The organism is Blautia fusiformis (genome assembly GCF_020686995.1).
GTDB classification, from domain to species: Bacteria; Bacillota; Clostridia; order Lachnospirales; family Lachnospiraceae; genus Blautia_A; species Blautia_A fusiformis.
Window position 1 is genome coordinate 110278 of record NZ_JAJEPT010000009.1, and the last position, 16877, is coordinate 127154.

Genomic DNA, 16877 nt, shown 5'->3' on the forward strand with positions numbered 1-16877 from the left:
GTAACACGTTTTGAGATTCCCTGTGTTTCACTTTAATTCGCTACCATGCTACCACAGAAAAACTTAAATCTGATTATATAGGAAACCTTTCCAAAAGTCAATCCCGTAATTGCAGATCTTTCTGGATTCCTTCCAGATAAGGAACCAGAAATCCATTTTTTCCGGAAAGATAAAATTCCTGGTCCAGCTCTTCCCGACGAAAACTTTTTCGTCCGCCGTCTTCCATCCTTTTCCAGAATTCCTTCAGCTTACGAAGGGTAAGATAATAAAAAACATTATCTGCGCTGAAATAGATCAGAAAAAAAGCAATCCCCTTCTGCTTTTCAAACTCATCCATAAATGCTACCTGATGAGGATGAATGTTCGCAAGGGGAAAAGTTTTTACACAGCATTCTTTTGCATCGAAGCAGACAGGGATTCCCTGTACTGCTCCGATATAATCTACGGTACTTTTCTGTTCAAAATATGCCAGCGTGATATGCCGGGAGGTTTTATCCATTTTAACCGGGGTGATAGGCGTCGGAATTTTCTGGATGAGGGCCAATCCCTTTTCCCTGTACTGCTCATTGGTACGATTGATAAGTTCCTCCAGAGTAGAACCACGAAGTCCTCTGCTGTTCCATGTTGCCATAAGAGCTGTCCTTTAATCCAGAAGCTTGATGGATGGGAAATAACGGATCTCCGCTTTTCCGACGATCTGATCAAACTGTACATACGTATTCTGCCAGTATCGGGAATCCTTGGAATTGTTACGGTTGTCTCCCATCATAAAGTAACAGTTTTCCGGTACTTCGTATGGTCCGAAGCTTCCAAGAGGAGTTTCCGGCACAAAGGAATCATCCAGAGGTGTCTCTGAATCATTGATATAAACTTTACCATCTTTGATCTCTACTTTATCTCCGGGAAGACCGATGATACGTTTGATGAACAGCTGAGACTCATCATCCGGATATTTGAAGATCACAATGTCAAAGCGTTCCGGATCTTTCCATTTTTTTGAGATCTCGTGGCCAAATACATCCATATTCAGACCATAGGCCAGACGATAACCAAAGATACGATCCCCGGTCATAATGGTATTTTCCATAGATTCTGACGGGATCTTTGCATTGATCAGTACTACATTGTTGATAACCAGGACTACAACTACCACGATGATGATCATCTTGACGTAATCCCATATTTCATTCCAGATTTTCATAATAACTCTCCTCCAACTTTTCCTCTTTTAGTGTTTTGAGAAAGATTTCCGGAAGCGGTGCCGTAAAGACCTTCCCGGATAAATATGACAGGCTTCCTTTCATAGATGGAAACTCCATTCGAAAAGAATGAAGCAGCTGTCCTTTCAGTTTTTTATCGGCTTTTCCATATTTGGGATCACCAACAATCGAATGTCCCTCCGAAGCAAGGTGGGCACGAATCTGATGTGCACGTCCTGTGATCAGTTCAACCTTAAGAAGGGTACGGGTTCCATTGGTGCCCAACGGATAATACTTTGTTTCCACTGGCAGGGCATTTTCTTTCTCTTGTTTATAGATGGTTACTTTGTTGCTTTTTTTATCTTTTGCCAGATAACCTTTGATATATCTTTCTTCTTTTAAAACTCCCTCTACAAGACAGAGGTAATATTTATGAAGTTCCCTGGACTTGAACATCCCTGAAAGTTCCTGCAGACCGGAAAGGCTTTTGCCTGCCGCTATAAGTCCGCTGGTATTGCGGTCAAGGCGGTTGCATACGGAAGGACGAAAGGTTCTCAGATCATTTTCTGTAAGAGAGCCATTTTTCAGAAGATAGCCGGTCAGATATTCTACCAGTGAAGAGGTTCCGTCATCAGCAGGCTGAGAAAGCATTCCTGCCGGTTTGTTGATCAACAGGATATTTTCATCCTCGTAAATGATATCCAGAGCATAATGTGCCCGTGGAGCAGAATCATTTCCGCTGAATTTTTCAAATGTTTCATCACTTAAAAACAGTTTTACATGATCTCCTGAAAACAGCTTTTCATTCCCGGTGGCTTTTTTTCCATTGAGCGTGATATTTTTTTTCCTCATCATTTTGTAGAAAAAGCTCTTTGGAGCTTCACGGAGAAGCTTGGCCAGATATTTGTCAAAACGCTGTCCGGCCTCGTTTTCGTTAATGATAAATTCTTTCATTATATAATGCTCCTACAGACAGATTGCCAGGATCGTATGTTTGATCAGTTCTTCTCTGGAAAGATCCGGGTATCGTTCATCCGGTGTGAATTTAATCCCGTTTCTCAGAGATTCTTTGTGCTCATTCATGGAATCCAGACGTTCCAGATAGGGCTTCAGGTCCTTCAGGATCTTTACATCCACTTTATATCCGTTTTTACGGATGATTTTCTGTGACTGCTCTGCAAGGTAGGTGATATCTGCTTTTGGATCACTGGTATAACCCACTACTGTATTTCCGCACACGGCAACAGCGTCCAGGTAACCGCTTTTCTCATAAAAAGTCATGTACATTTCATAGGACATGACCAGGTCTCCTGCATGTTCGCAGATCTCTTTATAGATCTTTTCATCCATAGGATGACGTAACAGGATCATGATCAGGCTTACCATGGATTTACAGCCTGGCAGACAGCCTACTACGGTCAGAACCGTCCAGACTGTCATTCTTGTTCCGTTGACGGCCCACGCCACAAAGAAAATGAGCAGTGGAAGCGAAAATAATCCTGCGGTGATCAGGAGCCTTCGTTTTTTTTCGCTGTTAAAATAACCGAAATCACCTTTTTTTGTTTTTCTTTTTCTGGTATCTTTCATGTGCCGAACTCCTTGTCTGTGTTTTTTTGGCCTTTTTATGAAGCTCTCTGGGGCGGATCAGACATTTCGGTCCAAAGCCGACCAGATCCATACGTCCGGTCATCTTAAGTCCTTCCAGGACAAGTTCGCGATTTTCCGGATTTTTATACTGCATCAGTGCTCGCTGTATTGCTTTTTCATGTGGATTTTTTGGCACATATACCTTTTCGCCTGTCAGCGGATGGATTCCTGTGTAATACATACAGGTAGAAAGTGTTGATGGCGTTGGATAAAAATCCTGAACCTGCTCCGGTGTAAATCCGAGATCACGGACGTATTCCGCAAGTTTCACGGCTTCCTTCATTGTACACCCGGGATGGGACGACATGAAATACGGAACGGCATATTGCTGCTTACCAGTCCGCGCATTTGCTTTTTCATATTCCTTCAGAAAGCCCTCATAAACCTCGTGCCTGGGTTTGCCCATAAACTTCAGGACTTCATCAGAAACATGCTCCGGTGCTACCCGCAGCTGACCGCTGACGTGATATTTCACAAGCTCATTAAGAAAAGTTTTATCCGGGTCTGCCATCAGATAATCAAACCGAATGCCGGAACGGACAAAAACTTTTTTAACTTTGGGGATATTCCTGACCTTTCTGAGAAGCTGAAGATAATCCTTGTGGTCTACCGTCAGATTCTTACACGGAGAAGGAAACAGGCACTGCCGCTCCTTGCAGACTCCTTTTGTCAGCTGCTTTTTGCAGGAAGGATAACGGAAATCAGCCGTGGGGCCTCCTACATCATGGATATAGCCTTTAAAATCCGGATCCTCTGTCATCTTTTCAGCTTCTTTCAGAATGGAATCGTGACTTCTCGTCTGAAGGATACGGCCCTGATGAAAGGTCAGCGCACAGAAATTACAGCTTCCAAAGCATCCTCTGTTGCTGGTCAGACTGAATTTGATCTCTTTCAGTGCCGGAATCCCGCCCTTTTTCTGATACATGGGATGATATTGTCCTGTATAAGGCAGATCGTAAACATCGTCCATTTCCATCTGCGTCAGAGGCTGCGATGGTGGATTCTGTATCACATATCCACGGTTCCCATAAGATTCTGCCAGAGGCTTTGCTGTAAATGGATCTGTGTTTCGGTACTGAATGGCAAAGCTGTCCGCATAAGATTTTTTATCGGTCTGTACCTGTTCAAATGACGGAAGGACCACCGGATCGTAAACCCTGCTGATATCATGGCTTTTAAAAACCGTCCCTGCCACATATGTGATCTCCTGGACCGGAATCCCGCTTTGCAGGGCTTCTGCGATCTCCAGGATGGAATGTTCCCCCATTCCATAAGAGATCAGATCCGCACCGGAATCGATCAGAATACTGTGCTTGACCTTATTTTCCCAATAATCGTAATGTGCCATTCTTCGAAGACTGGCTTCGATCCCGCCAAGAATGACAGGCGTATGTTTATAGGTCTGCCGGATCAGATTGCTGTATACAACAGAAGCCCTGTCCGGTCTTAATCCCATTTTTCCTCCTGGAGAATAGGCATCTGTGCTTCGGTGCTTTTTGGAAACCGTATAATGATTCACCATGGAATCCATGTTTCCGGCTGTAACGAGAAAACCCAGGCGCGGTTCCCCGAACACCTGGATGCTCTCCTTCTTTCGCCAGTCAGGCTGAGGGATCATGCCTACACGATATCCTCTGCTTTCCAGAAGACGTCCAATGATCGCAGATCCAAAAGACGGATGATCCACATAGGCATCTCCTGTCACGTAGACAAAATCCAACTCATCCCAGCCTCTTGACTTCATATCTTCTCTTGTAACTGGTAAAAAATCCTGCATTTATAATTCCTCGTATGTAAGTGTATTAGTACTGTCTGCTCTGTGTTCATATGCTGTGATGGACTGCCTGGGCACGATAACCCTCTGCAATGATATCCAGCTGCCTGTGGAAGCGTTCCAGCTGACGCAGATCCTTGGTTTTGAATACCCGCAGGAACTCATCCTGTATTTTGCTGACTTCCCGTTCACTGGAAACACGGTAGAGATTTTCAATATTATTCAGAATATCCTTTACAAGATTGGACTGCATCTGAGATGAATTCTGAGCATCCATGATCTCGTTGCGCACAGAAGACATTTCATGATCCAGCGAAATGATCGCATCGGATGCTTTACTAAGACGTTCTGCTACATGAGGAGGCATATCACCTTTGTATTTATACTGAAGGGAATGTTCGATCGTTGCCCAGAAATTCATTGCCATGGTACGGATCTGTATTTCTACCTGAAGCCGTTTCGGCCCGTTAATAGTCTCCACTGTATAATAAAGGATCATGTGATAACTCCGGTAACCGCTCTGCTTGATATGCGTCAGATAGTTCTTTTCACTTTTGACTTCCATATCTGTTCTTTTTCGGATGATCGCAGCAACGGTATCGATATCTTCTTCAAACTGACAAATGATCCGTACTCCTGCCAGATCTTCCATTTCTGTTTCCAGCTGTTCGATCGGAATATCTTTGCGCTGCATTTTCTCCAGGATACTGGAAACGCTTTTTACTCTTCCACTGACTTGTTCAATGGGAGAATAACGATCATTTTCGTGATACTCTTCTATCATATGTTTAAACTTGACTGTCAGTTCTTTGACAGCCAGCTCGTAAGGGCACAAAATACTTCGCCATAACTGTATTTCCATGTTGCTCGCTCCTTATCATCTGCCGTCAGTCTCTTTTTTGTTTTGGTGACAGCGGCATACATTTTTTATTATAACATATGTTTTGAAAAAAAAGGGATTGTTTATCAATTTTTTATTAAAAAATTATAGAATTATTTTCCTTTTTGTGTGATGCATCCACAAATCTATATATATGTAAAATTCTGTATTTTATGAATATTTTTTATCAGGGCATAAAAATACCCTGGAGAAACCTTTCGTTTCTCCAGGGTAAAAGTTCGAACATACTCCGAACTGGATCAGTCTTTCAGATTTTTGAGAACCTGTACAAGATAGTTCCATACTCTTTCTGTGGAAGCAATGCTGAGAACCTCCTCGGATGTATGGATATCCTTCATATCCGGTCCAAGGGATACACAGTCCAGTCCTTCCATTTTTTTATAGAAAAGCCCACATTCAAGGCCTGCGTGGATCGCAACAACTTCAGGCTTATGGCCATACATTTCCTCAAAAACTGCAACCATTTTATCTCGTAACGGAGAGTCTTTTCTGTACTCCCATGCCGGATATGCACCCTGTACTTCATAGTCGCCACCAAGAAATTCTGTAAGATATTCAATCTTATCAGATAATGCACTGCATGCAGCGTCTACAGAGCTTCTTACACTGGAACTTGCAAAAAGCTCGTCCTCATCCAGACGGAGGATGCCGATATTGCTGGAGGTTTCCACCAGACCTTTGATGGTTCCGCTCATTTTTTGGATTCCGAATGGTACATTCTGCAGATAAAATACGATTTTTTCCTGACTTGTAGGATGAAGAACCTCTGCTGTTGCAGTATCCTTTTCTGTTATTTCAAAAGTAATGTTTTCGTCAGAGCCTGTATATTCCTCACGGACCTGCTCCTGGAGCTCTTTTGCGTAAGCTTTTACCTCAGCAACGGAATCGGTAAGAAATTCTGCGGTGCACTCTCTTGTAATGGCATTGTCTTTTTGTCCGCCTGTAAGAGAAATAAGGGCATATTCCGATTTTTTCTTAAGTCCGTAAAGAAACCGTCCCATAAGTTTATTGGCATTAGCTCTGTTCTTGTCAATCTCGGCACCGGAATGTCCGCCCATAAGTCCACAGACTTTGACCTGTACCTTTTCTCCTTCTCCTTCTACACGCTGGACAGGGATATGGCTGATACCGGAGAGACCGCCGGCACAGCTGATCCAGAGGCTTCCCTCCGCTTCAGAATCCAGATTGATAAATCTTCTTCCTTTCAGCACGCTGCAGTCAAGACCAACTGCACCAAGAAGGCCGATCTCCTCATCAACAGTGAGCAGCACTTCAAGAGGAGGGTGTGGAATATCTGTACTGTCAAGAAGGGCAAGGCCATAAGCAACTGCAATACCATCATCACCGCCAAGAGTTGTTCCGTTGGCTGTGATATAACCATCTTTTACAGAGATGTTCAAACCATCTTTTGTAAAATCATGATCTACATCTGGTCGTTTTTCACATACCATGTCCATGTGGCCCTGGATGATCACTGTGGGAGAATTCTCATATCCTGGTGTGCCTGGTTTGTAGATCACTACATTATTCAGCTCGTCCTGTACGTATCTGAATCCATGATCCTTCGCAAATTCCACAAGGAAATCACTGATCTGTTTTGTATTTCTGGAACCATGAGGAATCTTGCAGATTTCTTCAAAATAATGAAAAACTCTCTTTGGTTCACAATTTTCTAATACTGGCATAAATTCTGCCTCCTTCTGCTTCATAAATTCATTTGTCTTTTATAATAATCATATACTGTAAAAAAAGCAAGGACCTGTTTTTATGAAACGAAAAATAATCATATTTTTCTATATCTGCCTGTTGCTTTTTCTGCTTTTTCATCCAAAAGAAGCTCTTACTGGAGTAAAAAATGGCCTTGGATTGTGGTTGAATATCATGATTCCCACTCTATTGCCATTTCTGATCCTGACAGGAGCATTATTGAAAACCGGAAATATCCGGAAGCTTCTGAAACCATCTGCTTTCTTCTGGAAAACGTTTTTCGGGCTTTCACCTGCTGGAGCCTATGTTCTGATCCTGGGTCTGTTATGCGGATATCCTATGGGAGCTAAACTGGCACATGATCTGTACATAAACCAGCAGATTTCCCGCAGAGAAGGGGAATATCTTCTTACGTTTAGCTGCAATGCAAGTCCCGCATTTATCATTTCCTATCTTTCCGGCATACTCTTGAAAAATAAGATATCAGCAGTACAGATGATCCTCACTTTTCTGGCGGCAGATCTCTTTTGTATGCTGTTTTTCCGTTACGTTGTATATCGCGGGCATACCGTGGACTCTGTCTGCGTAAACAAGATAAAAAAAGAGACATACCAACAGGACTCCACAGGAGCCATCCTGGATGTCTCGATCATGGACGGATTTGAAACCATCACACGTCTCGGGGGCTATATTCTCATCTTCTCACTGATACTCGCCTGTATCAGATTTTACTGGCCATTTCATGCACAAAGCTGTATGCTGCTCACAGCACCACTGGAACTAACTACCGGGTTGGAACAGATTGCCGACGCACCACTGCCATGGAAAAGCAGATACCTTGCTTCTATGATCCTGACTTCTTTTGGTGGCTTTTGTGTCATGGCTCAGACAAAAAGCGTATTGGAAAACAGTTTGTCACTGATCCCCTACGCTATTTCAAAATGTCTGAACGCCAGTGTGATATTCCTGATCCTAGTTTTCTCCGATATCGTCTAACAGATCTTCGTCTTCTTTTGTTACAGAAGAACTGTCATCATCCTGGAAGGTATTGGAGATTGCCGCTGCCTGAGCAGTCTGTGGTGCAAGCTCCTGACGATTATGATTAACAACCTCAAGGCAGCTCTGCAGAGCATCAATAAATGCTTTATATTTACCACCGGCATCTTCAAGTGTCTGATTCAGGACAGAACCGATATTAGCCATCATATCATCTGTGTATGTGATCGCACTGAGACGAATGCTGTTTGCATCCTGTGTTGCAGAATCAAGAATCTCCTGAGCCTGCTTGTTTGCAGCATTTATGGTCTCATTTGCCTGTGCATATGCTTTCTGCATGATCTCATGCTGTGTAACAAGTTCCTGAGCTTTGGCCTGAGCATCTGCGATCAGACTGTCAGCTTTAGCCTGAGCATCCTCAAGGATCGCATCCTTATTGCTGATGATCTTCTGATAACGTTTGATCTCATCCGGAGTTTTCAGACGAAGTTCACGTAAATACTCCTCAATCTCTTCTTTGTTCACTACGATCTTGGTAGTGGAAAGAGGCTGGAATTTACAGCTGTCCACATACTCTTCAATCTCCTGAATAATCTGTTCAATTCTGCTGCTCATAATACACTCTCCTTATTTCTCTGTTTCTCTTTTTTTCAATTTCTCTTCGACTGCATCCGTAATCTCACGTGGAGCGAATTTGCTCAGATCTCCTCCGAAATTAGCAACTTCTTTCATGATCGTGGAGCTTAAGTATGCATATTCCAGACTGGTTGTAAGAAAAACGGTGTCCACATCCGGTGCCAGAACACGATTAGTCTGGGCCATCTGCAGTTCATATTCAAAATCCGTGACAGCACGAAGCCCTCGAACGATCACCTGGGCATGGTTTTCCCTGGCAAAGTTCACTGACAGGCCCTCGAATGCTTTCACCTCCACATTCGGGATATCTTTTGTCGCCTTTGTTAGTATCTTAACACGTTCTTCTACAGAAAACAACGGACTTTTTGCAGAATTATGCAAAACTCCCACTATAACCCGGTCAAATGAAATGCTTGCCCGCTTAATGATGTCAAGATGGCCATAGGTTGCCGGGTCAAAGCTTCCCGGGTATACTGCTGTTATCATATGTCTGTCTCTCTTTCATTTTTTTAGGAAAACATGCTTGTTGGTTTTATATTCCTTGGAACGTACCAGATGATATCCAAGGTCCTCTACATAAGAAAAATCCGTATGTAGATCTTCCTCCACAACGATCAGCGTGTTTTCATCTGCAAGAGTGCTGTCAGCCAGATACTCAAGGACTGGTTGTTCCAGATGCTGTTCGTATGGTGCATCCATAAAAATACAGTCAAATGGTTCTCCGCCTTCCAGTGAACGCAGTGCCTGAAGCACATCCATGTTCAGCAGTTTACCACCATCCGTGAGTTTTGTAAATGAAAGATTTTCGCGGATGCAAGTACATGCTTTGGGATTTTTTTCCACAAACACGGCATACTCGGCTCCACGGCTCAGAGCTTCAATACCGATCGCTCCGCTTCCGGAAAACAGATCCAGAAACCGACAACCCGGTATTTCAGGCTGGAGAATGTTAAAAAGAGTTTCCTTAATACGGTCTGTTGTTGGTCGTGTCTCATTTCCGGGAATGGTTTTTAAGTTTAATCTACGTGCTTTTCCTGCTATGACTCTCATTTCAGATTTAATCTCCAATCCAGATCACCGCGGGCCAGTCCAAGGATCAGAAGTTCCGCAGTGGCAATATTTGTAGCAACCGGAATGTTGTACTGGTCGCAGCGTTTAACAATGCTCATGATATCCGGCTCTACCGGGTCCATCATGACAGGGTTATAAAACAGGATCACCATATCCAGATCCTGACGCTCTACCATCTCCATAAACTGCTTGTCTCCGCCTATACTTCCGGCAAGAAACTTGTGAACGTGAAGACTGGTTGCTTCCTCAATTCTTCTTCCTGTTGTTCCGGTTGCATATACTTCATGTTTGGCAAGGATATTCTTGTATGCAATACAGAAGTCTTCAATCAGAACTTTCTTACTGTTATGCGCAATAATTCCTAAATTCATAATTCACCTCTCCATTCTGCCCTTGGGTTACATCCCTTTTTCCCCTTTATATAGGTAAAATCATATAACTCTGTAACTGATTCTAGCATAACGCCCAAAAAAGTGCAATTTAATTCATGTAAATTCATGAAAAATTAATATTTTCCCCGGCGTTACTCCATATACTCTATTCTTCCCAGCTGTTTCCTGTAGTATAATCAATTTCAATTCCCGGCTGTATGTTATAAACAAAAACATGGAAAAATATCTTCTGGTCTTTAACGGATTCGGCTTCCATTTCCACACCCCGGGCTACCAGTTCATCTCCCTTAAAAAACGGAGTTACACGATACATGCAGGGATTTCCTGTACTGTGCACGTAATCTGCAACCTCATTTTCAAAAGGAAGCATTCCCGTCACATTGAGATATCTGGTTCCTGTGATAAGATTTTTCCTGTTTGCATTCTCTCCAGTCAGCTGATATCCGATAAGATGGCAGCGATTATACAGATACCTGCCATCTACATTTTCATATTTTACAGTATGCCATCCTGTAGGCTTCACCATTCCGATCGCTCCTCGCTCTTCATCAGGCATCAGCTCCGGTGTGATCTTGGATTCTGCATAACCACAGCGCCCCAGGGAATCTAGTTCACTATAAAATTCGTATGCAGGTCCTGCGCTTTTTTCATCAGAAAAAGAGGGTATATTTCCATTGATCTCCACATATGGACTGCCGCTGTATTCCGGAATCTGATCCAGAGAAACAGATTCTGTCTGCCCTCCTGTCTTCGTCTGAGATTGTTTCAGTAATCCTGTCACTGCATCGGAAGCGGATTCCGAAACATCTTCCCAGAGGATCTGCGCATTTTCTTCTATATATGTAAGAAATACCTGTCCGAAGATCCGGCTTTGATCTTTTACCTCTTTCAGGCTCCGCGGCGGCATCCAGCCATTACATACTGCAAGGATGACACATAGGATAATGGCTGTGAGTATTTTTCGCCTGGGCTGTTTTTTTCGTTTATATTTTCGCTTGTATGTAGGATAACGCTTCTTTTTCACGGGCTCCCCTTACTTTTTTGTCTGACAGATATTATATGTGATGCGGAGATTATTATAACCGCAATTCTAGTCAAAAAGCAACCATACATTCGCTTTTTTACTGCGGTATAATTTATGAACGGAAATATTTTTATATGTTAAATTTCCTTTAACTGCCAGTGTATTATTTTATGGTTTTCACATACTAGCAATGTAACAGTAAACCAAATAACAACCAAGGAGGAAATGAATTATGCCAAGTAACACTTCTTCTAACAAAGCAGTTGTACCGGAAGCAAAGGGCGCACTTGACCGTTTCAAATATGAGGTAGCAAACGAGCTGGGTGTTCCGCTTACAGACGGATACAACGGAAACCTGACTTCCAAACAGAACGGATCCGTAGGTGGATATATGGTCAAAAAGATGATCGAAGCACAGGAACGCCAGATGTCCAGCGGCTCCCAGGGCGGCCAGCAGTACTAAATCTGTACGCGCAGGTAGATCTATTACTATGCTGAGTTGATCTAAGCTCATGCAAAAAAGATGCTGTCTGACAGAACTGAAAAACTGCCAGACAACATCTTTTTATTTTATATAAGATCCAAAAGTCTTAAAATCCTATATTCATTTACAGCAATTCCTGTACTTTTCGATATACAACCTCTGCAAATTTCTTATGTCCTGCTGCATTCAGATGTTCCTGATCTGCGTCACAGCAATGTACATAGGATGCTGCCGGAAGGAAACTGATATGACGTTCAGCTGCGATTTTTTCATAAACAGGCTGCAGATTTCTGGAAACGATCACAGACTCTCTGGAAAACTCCTGGTCATATCCTTCCTGCCATACTTTTTCTCCCAGGTAGATCGGAGCCATGAGAAGGACTTTCGCTTTTGGTGCATATTCCTGGACCTGATCCAGCAATCTTATGATTCCCTTTCCAATTACATCTGCGGATGCTCCGAAAACAGTTTTGCAGTCATTGGTTCCCAGCATCAGCGTGATCACATCCACCTGGGCATGTGTTTCCAGAAGTGTGGGAAGAAGTGCAGTTCCTTTTCTTCCGTCGCGGAGCGGATCTTCGAAAACCGTTGTTCTTCCGCACAGTCCTTCCTCGATCACGCGATATTCTTCTTTATTCAGTTTTTCCTGGAGAAGGCTTGTCCAGCGTACTCCCCACGGTAGTCTCTCTCTGCTCTCTCCGTCATATCCCCATGTATTGGAATCTCCAAAGCATAATATCTGTTTCATTTTACCATATCCCTATCTATTTAGTATGTTATTACTTAAATGAATAATAACATGCTATTTGGAATTGGTCAAATATGCAAAAGAAATAGCCTGCTATAGACATTCTCTATAACAGGCCAATATATATCTTTTAAAATACTGTTCGATGAAGATTTTGTTTACAGTCCGATAAATCCTGTAACATCTCCGTTGATCACATAATGTGCACCATTATCTTCGGGTTTAATGTAGATTTTGAGATCTTTCAGTTCAGAAGCTTTTTTGCCCATATCCTCTGTCCAGATCTTTTTGATCCTGTCAGCAACCTCTGAAGTATGTATCTCTTTGCCCCAGTACTGAACATATACTTCTGTCACTGGCTCAGCTTTCTTAGCTGCTGTTGTCTTAGCAGCCGTCTTGGTTGTTGTTTTCTTAGCTGCAGTTGTTTTTCGTGTTGTTGTCTTCTTGGCAGCGGTTTTCTTAGCTGGCTCTTCTGATTTTACAGCTGTTGTTTTCTCTTCAGCAGATTTTACTTCTGCTGTTTTTTCTTCTACTGGTTTCTCAGCGGCAGGTTTTACCTCAGCTGTCTTCTCAGCTGCTTTTGTTTCTACAGAAGCTTTTGCATCGTCTGTCTTCGGTGTCTCAGCCTTAACGGCTTTCTCTTCGGATGCGGTTACTACAGATTTTGCAGGAGTCTCGCTTATTGAAGCCGTTTTTACAGTTGTCTTGGTTGCAGCTTTCTTTGTTCTAGCCATGTTTATAGCCTCCTTACAAGGGATTTGTTAATCTTTTCTCATGCAATACAATACTACGATTTGAAAGTTTTGTAAAGAAAAGTTTCAAAAGTCTATTAGTTAAGGCTGTAATTTACAGCATGTACACGATAAGTTACACTGCTTTTACTATATGTCCAGTTATGACGCAGCAGACAATTATGATGACGTCCGTCCCCATCCAGATTACACTCTATCACTTTAAATGAATCACTGTAAACTTCTGTAACGATAGCCGAATGTCCATTATTATTGATGCGCACATAGTCTCCTACCTGAACATTATTATCATATATTCTTTGAAGGCCTGATACTCTCTGCCCTTCCCAGATATCATAAAATACTTTTCTTGCAAACCCATCACACTGGATAGCCCCGTCAAACTTATTGCAATCATACTCGCCATTACCTGGTATCGGATCAATTCCGCTCTGAGTTCCGTGATGTTTGCATGGAACATCACTGATCGTATCCTGAAATCTTTCAGGAGCTCCGCTGCTGTCCAGATTATCTGTCAGATCTGAATAACTGTTTACAACATGGTTCCAAAATTTCCCATCAGGAAATTTGATTTTTTCATCTTCAATTCTCTGCTGCAGATTTTTCTTTTTAATAACAGTAAGATTAACAATTACCGGCTTCGCTGCATTATAAAACGTTGTACTTTTTGTAGTAACTGTGATCTGCACTTCTCTCTGAATATCGTTTTCTTGCCATTCCTTCAAAGTAACCGTTCCATCAGAAGCTACCGATGCAATAGCACTGTTGCTGCTGGAATAAACCAATGTTGCATTCTGATCTGCTTTTGCCCCGAGATTGAATGCTCCATCATAGATCTTACGTTCCTGCTGCTGTACACAGCTGACAGATGGAGTTCCTTTTACCGTAGTGATCGTCAGTTTCCTGGTTGCCGGAGCATAGGAAGAAGATTTCGCTGCAGTGATCTGGATTGTAACTTTTCCAAGCTTCTTTGCCTTTTTAAAGTTCAAATTACCTTTGGAATCCACAGAAACAATACTGGTATCTAAGGACTTATAAGTAAGTTTCCCACCTTCTGAAGGAACTTTGGCACCAAGAGATTTTATTGTAGTGGAATACGCTATTTTTGCCCCATTCTTTACAGCAGTGGTAATATTCTGTCTTTTCAGCACATTAATCTTAATTGCAATATTCTGTGCCTGATAATGTTTGGTCGCCGCAACTTTTACAGTAACTGTTGCCACTCCCTCTCCATTAAGCATAATCTTGCTATTTTTTACAGATGCAATTTTTGCATTAGTGGTTGAATATGTCACTTTTGCAAATTCTTTTTTTCCTGAAACACTGATTTTGTAGGATTTACCTTTGTCTGTATAAAGTTTTGTAATACTTCCTGGTGTAACTTTTACCGGCTGTTTTGCTTTGCTGATCTTATAAGCTATTTTTTTTGTACCTGTAAAATTGCCCTTTCCTGTGATTTGTAAGGTTGCTGTTCCAGGTTCTTTATTATTAAGATATTTATATGTATAATCTTTTTCATTCTGTAATGAGATCATTCCGGCCGCATTGGCTTTCGGCATATAAATAGAAAATGCGGGAGTTTTTGCCTGTCCATCCCAGGTGTAAATCGTTGTCTTCAAATTAACTTGAACTTTACCGTCAAGACTGCATGCTTTGATGGTAAAATATTTAGAAACAGAATCTTTGTAACTTCCCTTTCCTGTGATTTTTGCAACAGCTTTTGTTCCCGTTTTTGTATTATTAGAATAAGTTACTGTATAATCTGTGCCGCTTTTTAATGTTGTATTTCCAAGTTTAACAGTTACACCTGGCTTCTGCGGACTTCCATTGTAAGTTGCAGTTTTTACAGTTACCTTTGCCGTTTTGATGCTCTTTCTAACTACTGGTTTTGAAGCAACTACCTTTAAAGTGATACATTTACTGTTCGTTGGCATGGTCGTATATTTTTTGCCTGAGCTGTCTGACATGGTAAATGGAAGTTCTATAGAGCACTTCAGGTTCGGGATTGTTTTCAGTGTTTTAAGATTATCCATATAGTACAGCATATATCTTGCATCATTGACGCTAGATGTATTAAACTTACTGAGGTTTAGAGATTCCAGGCTGCTACAGGAGTTAAACATATATCCCATCTTTACCACTTCAGAAGTATTGAAATGGCTCACGTCCACAGCTTTTAACGCATAGCAGCGTGAAAACATTCCTTCCATAGATTTTACTTTTGATGTGTTAAATTTAGAAACATCCAGAGAAGTCATTTTTTTAAGCTCGCCAAACATAGAATTCATATCTACTACCTTGGATGTATCAAAATTTTTAATATTGAGGCTTGTTAAAGACTCATTTCCATAAAACATGAAATACATATTCTGTACATTAGAAGTATTAAAACTGTTCAGATCCAGAGACTTGAGCTTGCTCATAGTACAGAACATTTTGCCCATATCTTCTACATTTGATGTATTAAAGTTTCGTACATTTAACTGTGTAAGACTTTCGCACCGTTCGAACATACCGTTCATATATACAACATTTGCTGTATTGAAATTACTGACATTCAACTGTGTAAGGCTTTCACAGCAATAAAACATCTCCTCCATAGTCGTAACATTCGCTGTATTAAATCTACTGACGTCCAACTGTTTAAGATTCCGACATTCACGGAACATTCCGCTCATCCTTGTCACTCTGGAAGTATTAAAATTCCGGACATTCAGCTGTGTAAGGCTTTCACAGCCTAAAAACATGCTATTCATATCATTAACTTTTGAAGTATCAAATTTACTGACATCCAGAGTTTTTAATTTACTGCAATTTCGGAACATTCCCTGCATATGAGATACATTTCCGGTTTTCAATGAACCAGTATCCAGCTGTGTAAGGCTTTCACAATCTGAGAACATAAAGGCCATGTCTGTCACCTTACTGAAATCACAGTTTTTAAAAGTGATCCTGGTAAGATTCCTGCATCCCTTAAACATAGCTCTTGTCTTTGTGATTCCGGAAATTTCAACTATGGCTGTTTTAATATCATCCTGCCATTTACTCCAGCCCCTTTCTGCATCCCAATAATAATCTGAGGTATCATAGTCACCGTTTCCTTTTAATGTAAGACATCCGGATGTATCAATTGACCAGGCAATATCTCCGGTGATTCCTCCATCCATCATGCTTGCGGAAGCACTTACAGCATCTTCTTCTCTATCAGAAAAGTCATCACTTTCTGCCATTTCTTCTGTTTCCGGTTCTTCCGAAAGATTTTCAGTGTCCTCCGACATTTCTATATTATCCGCTTCTTCCGGCTCTTCTTCTAATTCCTGTTCTGTGCTATCAGGTAATTCTGCTGCTTCATCGTCTGCTGAGATTCCATCTTCAAAAATATCTTCCTCAGAAAAACTTTCCTCTGGACTGTCAGTCTCCTCATTTACATTTTCCTGGACTGTTTCCGGTTCTGTCTCTGAAGCCATGGTTATCCCTGCATTGCCAAAGATCATAGACCCTGATAAAACGACACACAGAAGTTTTTTGATCATTTTTCTCCTCATC

Annotated in this window: 16 protein-coding genes and 1 pseudogene; 2 read left to right on the forward strand and 15 right to left on the reverse strand. The window is 41.7% G+C overall.

Going from position 1 to position 16877, the window contains the following annotated elements; genetic code table 11:
- Positions 1 to 97: 97 nt before the first annotated feature.
- The 7 genes from LKD46_RS09415 to LKD46_RS09445 all read right to left on the reverse strand — a co-directional run bounded on the left by LKD46_RS09415 (position 98) and on the right by LKD46_RS09445 (position 7206).
- Positions 98 to 631 carry a Holliday junction resolvase RecU gene (locus LKD46_RS09415; RefSeq protein WP_118513536.1) on the reverse strand — a complete coding sequence of 178 codons (534 nt, stop codon included), beginning with the start codon at positions 629 to 631 and terminating at the stop codon, positions 98 to 100.
- Between the two features lie 12 nt (positions 632 to 643).
- Positions 644 to 1201 carry a signal peptidase I gene (gene lepB / locus LKD46_RS09420; RefSeq protein WP_118513534.1) on the reverse strand — a complete coding sequence of 186 codons (558 nt, stop codon included), beginning with the start codon at positions 1199 to 1201 and terminating at the stop codon, positions 644 to 646.
- On the reverse strand, positions 1185 to 2153 hold the full coding sequence (locus LKD46_RS09425) for an RluA family pseudouridine synthase (protein ID WP_227574076.1): 969 nt from the start codon (positions 2151 to 2153) through the stop codon (positions 1185 to 1187). Before LKD46_RS09425 ends, lepB begins: the two co-directional genes overlap by 17 nt.
- 12 nt (positions 2154 to 2165) lie before the next feature.
- Positions 2166 to 2786, reverse strand: coding sequence for a hypothetical protein (locus LKD46_RS09430; protein ID WP_118513530.1), 621 nt, complete (start codon positions 2784 to 2786; stop codon positions 2166 to 2168).
- Positions 2749 to 4623 carry a YgiQ family radical SAM protein gene (locus LKD46_RS09435; RefSeq protein ID WP_227574077.1) on the reverse strand — a complete coding sequence of 625 codons (1875 nt, stop codon included), beginning with the start codon at positions 4621 to 4623 and terminating at the stop codon, positions 2749 to 2751. The genes LKD46_RS09430 and LKD46_RS09435 overlap by 38 nt, the downstream gene beginning before the upstream one ends.
- Before the next feature lie 46 nt (positions 4624 to 4669).
- The gene (locus tag LKD46_RS09440) at positions 4670 to 5482 is read right to left on the reverse strand and encodes a GTP pyrophosphokinase (RefSeq protein WP_118513526.1); all 813 of its coding nucleotides are present in this window, start codon (positions 5480 to 5482) and stop codon (positions 4670 to 4672) included.
- A gap of 278 nt (positions 5483 to 5760) precedes the next feature.
- A complete protein-coding gene (locus LKD46_RS09445) occupies positions 5761 to 7206 on the reverse strand; it encodes an aminoacyl-histidine dipeptidase (RefSeq protein ID WP_118513524.1) in 1446 nt (481 codons plus the stop codon).
- Positions 7207 to 7288: 82 nt separating this feature from the next.
- Here LKD46_RS09445 and LKD46_RS09450 point away from each other — a divergent pair, with 82 nt between their 5' ends.
- Positions 7289 to 8224, forward strand: a complete 936-nt coding sequence (locus tag LKD46_RS09450; protein ID WP_227574078.1) for a hypothetical protein — start codon at positions 7289 to 7291, stop codon at positions 8222 to 8224.
- On the opposite strand, the gene LKD46_RS09455 is transcribed toward LKD46_RS09450, so the two are convergent.
- From LKD46_RS09455 to LKD46_RS09475, 5 genes and pseudogenes are all read right to left on the reverse strand, one after another.
- A complete protein-coding gene (locus tag LKD46_RS09455) occupies positions 8201 to 8839 on the reverse strand; it encodes a F0F1 ATP synthase subunit B family protein (protein ID WP_114002511.1) in 639 nt (212 codons plus the stop codon). The two genes, LKD46_RS09450 and LKD46_RS09455, sit on opposite strands and share 24 nt — an antisense overlap.
- Positions 8840 to 8851: 12 nt before the next feature.
- A complete protein-coding gene (coaD, locus tag LKD46_RS09460; protein WP_015524910.1) occupies positions 8852 to 9346 on the reverse strand; it encodes a pantetheine-phosphate adenylyltransferase in 495 nt (164 codons plus the stop codon).
- A 15-nt stretch (positions 9347 to 9361) separates the two neighbouring features.
- On the reverse strand, positions 9362 to 9910 hold the full coding sequence (rsmD, locus tag LKD46_RS09465; RefSeq protein WP_015524909.1) for a 16S rRNA (guanine(966)-N(2))-methyltransferase RsmD: 549 nt from the start codon (positions 9908 to 9910) through the stop codon (positions 9362 to 9364).
- Positions 9907 to 10302: a methylglyoxal synthase gene (locus LKD46_RS09470; RefSeq protein ID WP_015524908.1), complete on the reverse strand. Its 396-nt coding sequence runs from the start codon at positions 10300 to 10302 to the stop codon at positions 9907 to 9909. The genes rsmD and LKD46_RS09470 overlap by 4 nt, the downstream gene beginning before the upstream one ends.
- 172 nt (positions 10303 to 10474) lie before the next feature.
- Positions 10475 to 11104: pseudogene (locus tag LKD46_RS09475) on the reverse strand (DNA/RNA non-specific endonuclease); the annotation flags it as partial.
- 475 nt (positions 11105 to 11579) lie between these two features.
- Here LKD46_RS09475 and LKD46_RS09480 point away from each other — a divergent pair.
- Positions 11580 to 11810 carry an alpha/beta-type small acid-soluble spore protein gene (locus LKD46_RS09480; protein WP_021651493.1) on the forward strand — a complete coding sequence of 77 codons (231 nt, stop codon included), beginning with the start codon at positions 11580 to 11582 and terminating at the stop codon, positions 11808 to 11810.
- Positions 11811 to 11955: 145 nt separating this feature from the next.
- On the opposite strand, the gene LKD46_RS09485 is transcribed toward LKD46_RS09480, so the two are convergent.
- The 3 genes from LKD46_RS09485 to LKD46_RS09495 form a co-directional block, all read right to left on the reverse strand.
- Positions 11956 to 12579, reverse strand: a complete 624-nt coding sequence (locus tag LKD46_RS09485) for a GDSL-type esterase/lipase family protein (RefSeq protein ID WP_118608701.1) — start codon at positions 12577 to 12579, stop codon at positions 11956 to 11958.
- Positions 12580 to 12737: 158 nt separating this feature from the next.
- Entirely contained in the window at positions 12738 to 13313 is a 576-nt protein-coding gene (locus tag LKD46_RS09490; RefSeq protein ID WP_015524904.1) for a DUF6465 family protein, read from the reverse strand.
- Positions 13314 to 13408: 95 nt separating this feature from the next.
- Positions 13409 to 16864 carry a BspA family leucine-rich repeat surface protein gene (locus LKD46_RS09495; RefSeq protein WP_186582496.1) on the reverse strand — a complete coding sequence of 1152 codons (3456 nt, stop codon included), beginning with the start codon at positions 16862 to 16864 and terminating at the stop codon, positions 13409 to 13411.
- Positions 16865 to 16877: the final 13 nt, after the last annotated feature.

What these genes read in the sequence shown, in the direction of transcription:
- LKD46_RS09415 (WP_118513536.1), bottom strand. Translation starts at nt 631, where the DNA reads ATGGCAACATGGAACAGCAGAGGACTTCGTGGTTCTACTCTGGAGGAA.
- lepB (WP_118513534.1), bottom strand. Translation starts at nt 1,201, where the DNA reads ATGAAAATCTGGAATGAAATATGGGATTACGTCAAGATGATCATCATC.
- LKD46_RS09425 (WP_227574076.1), bottom strand. Translation starts at nt 2,153, where the DNA reads ATGAAAGAATTTATCATTAACGAAAACGAGGCCGGACAGCGTTTTGAC.
- LKD46_RS09430 (WP_118513530.1), bottom strand. Translation starts at nt 2,786, where the DNA reads ATGAAAGATACCAGAAAAAGAAAAACAAAAAAAGGTGATTTCGGTTAT.
- LKD46_RS09435 (WP_227574077.1), bottom strand. Translation starts at nt 4,623, where the DNA reads ATGCAGGATTTTTTACCAGTTACAAGAGAAGATATGAAGTCAAGAGGC.
- LKD46_RS09440 (WP_118513526.1), bottom strand. Translation starts at nt 5,482, where the DNA reads ATGGAAATACAGTTATGGCGAAGTATTTTGTGCCCTTACGAGCTGGCT.
- LKD46_RS09445 (WP_118513524.1), bottom strand. Translation starts at nt 7,206, where the DNA reads ATGCCAGTATTAGAAAATTGTGAACCAAAGAGAGTTTTTCATTATTTT.
- LKD46_RS09450 (WP_227574078.1), top strand. Translation starts at nt 7,289, where the DNA reads ATGAAACGAAAAATAATCATATTTTTCTATATCTGCCTGTTGCTTTTT.
- LKD46_RS09455 (WP_114002511.1), bottom strand. Translation starts at nt 8,839, where the DNA reads ATGAGCAGCAGAATTGAACAGATTATTCAGGAGATTGAAGAGTATGTG.
- coaD (WP_015524910.1), bottom strand. Translation starts at nt 9,346, where the DNA reads ATGATAACAGCAGTATACCCGGGAAGCTTTGACCCGGCAACCTATGGC.
- rsmD (WP_015524909.1), bottom strand. Translation starts at nt 9,910, where the DNA reads ATGAGAGTCATAGCAGGAAAAGCACGTAGATTAAACTTAAAAACCATT.
- LKD46_RS09470 (WP_015524908.1), bottom strand. Translation starts at nt 10,302, where the DNA reads ATGAATTTAGGAATTATTGCGCATAACAGTAAGAAAGTTCTGATTGAA.
- LKD46_RS09480 (WP_021651493.1), top strand. Translation starts at nt 11,580, where the DNA reads ATGCCAAGTAACACTTCTTCTAACAAAGCAGTTGTACCGGAAGCAAAG.
- LKD46_RS09485 (WP_118608701.1), bottom strand. Translation starts at nt 12,579, where the DNA reads ATGAAACAGATATTATGCTTTGGAGATTCCAATACATGGGGATATGAC.
- LKD46_RS09490 (WP_015524904.1), bottom strand. Translation starts at nt 13,313, where the DNA reads ATGGCTAGAACAAAGAAAGCTGCAACCAAGACAACTGTAAAAACGGCT.
- LKD46_RS09495 (WP_186582496.1), bottom strand. Translation starts at nt 16,864, where the DNA reads ATGATCAAAAAACTTCTGTGTGTCGTTTTATCAGGGTCTATGATCTTT.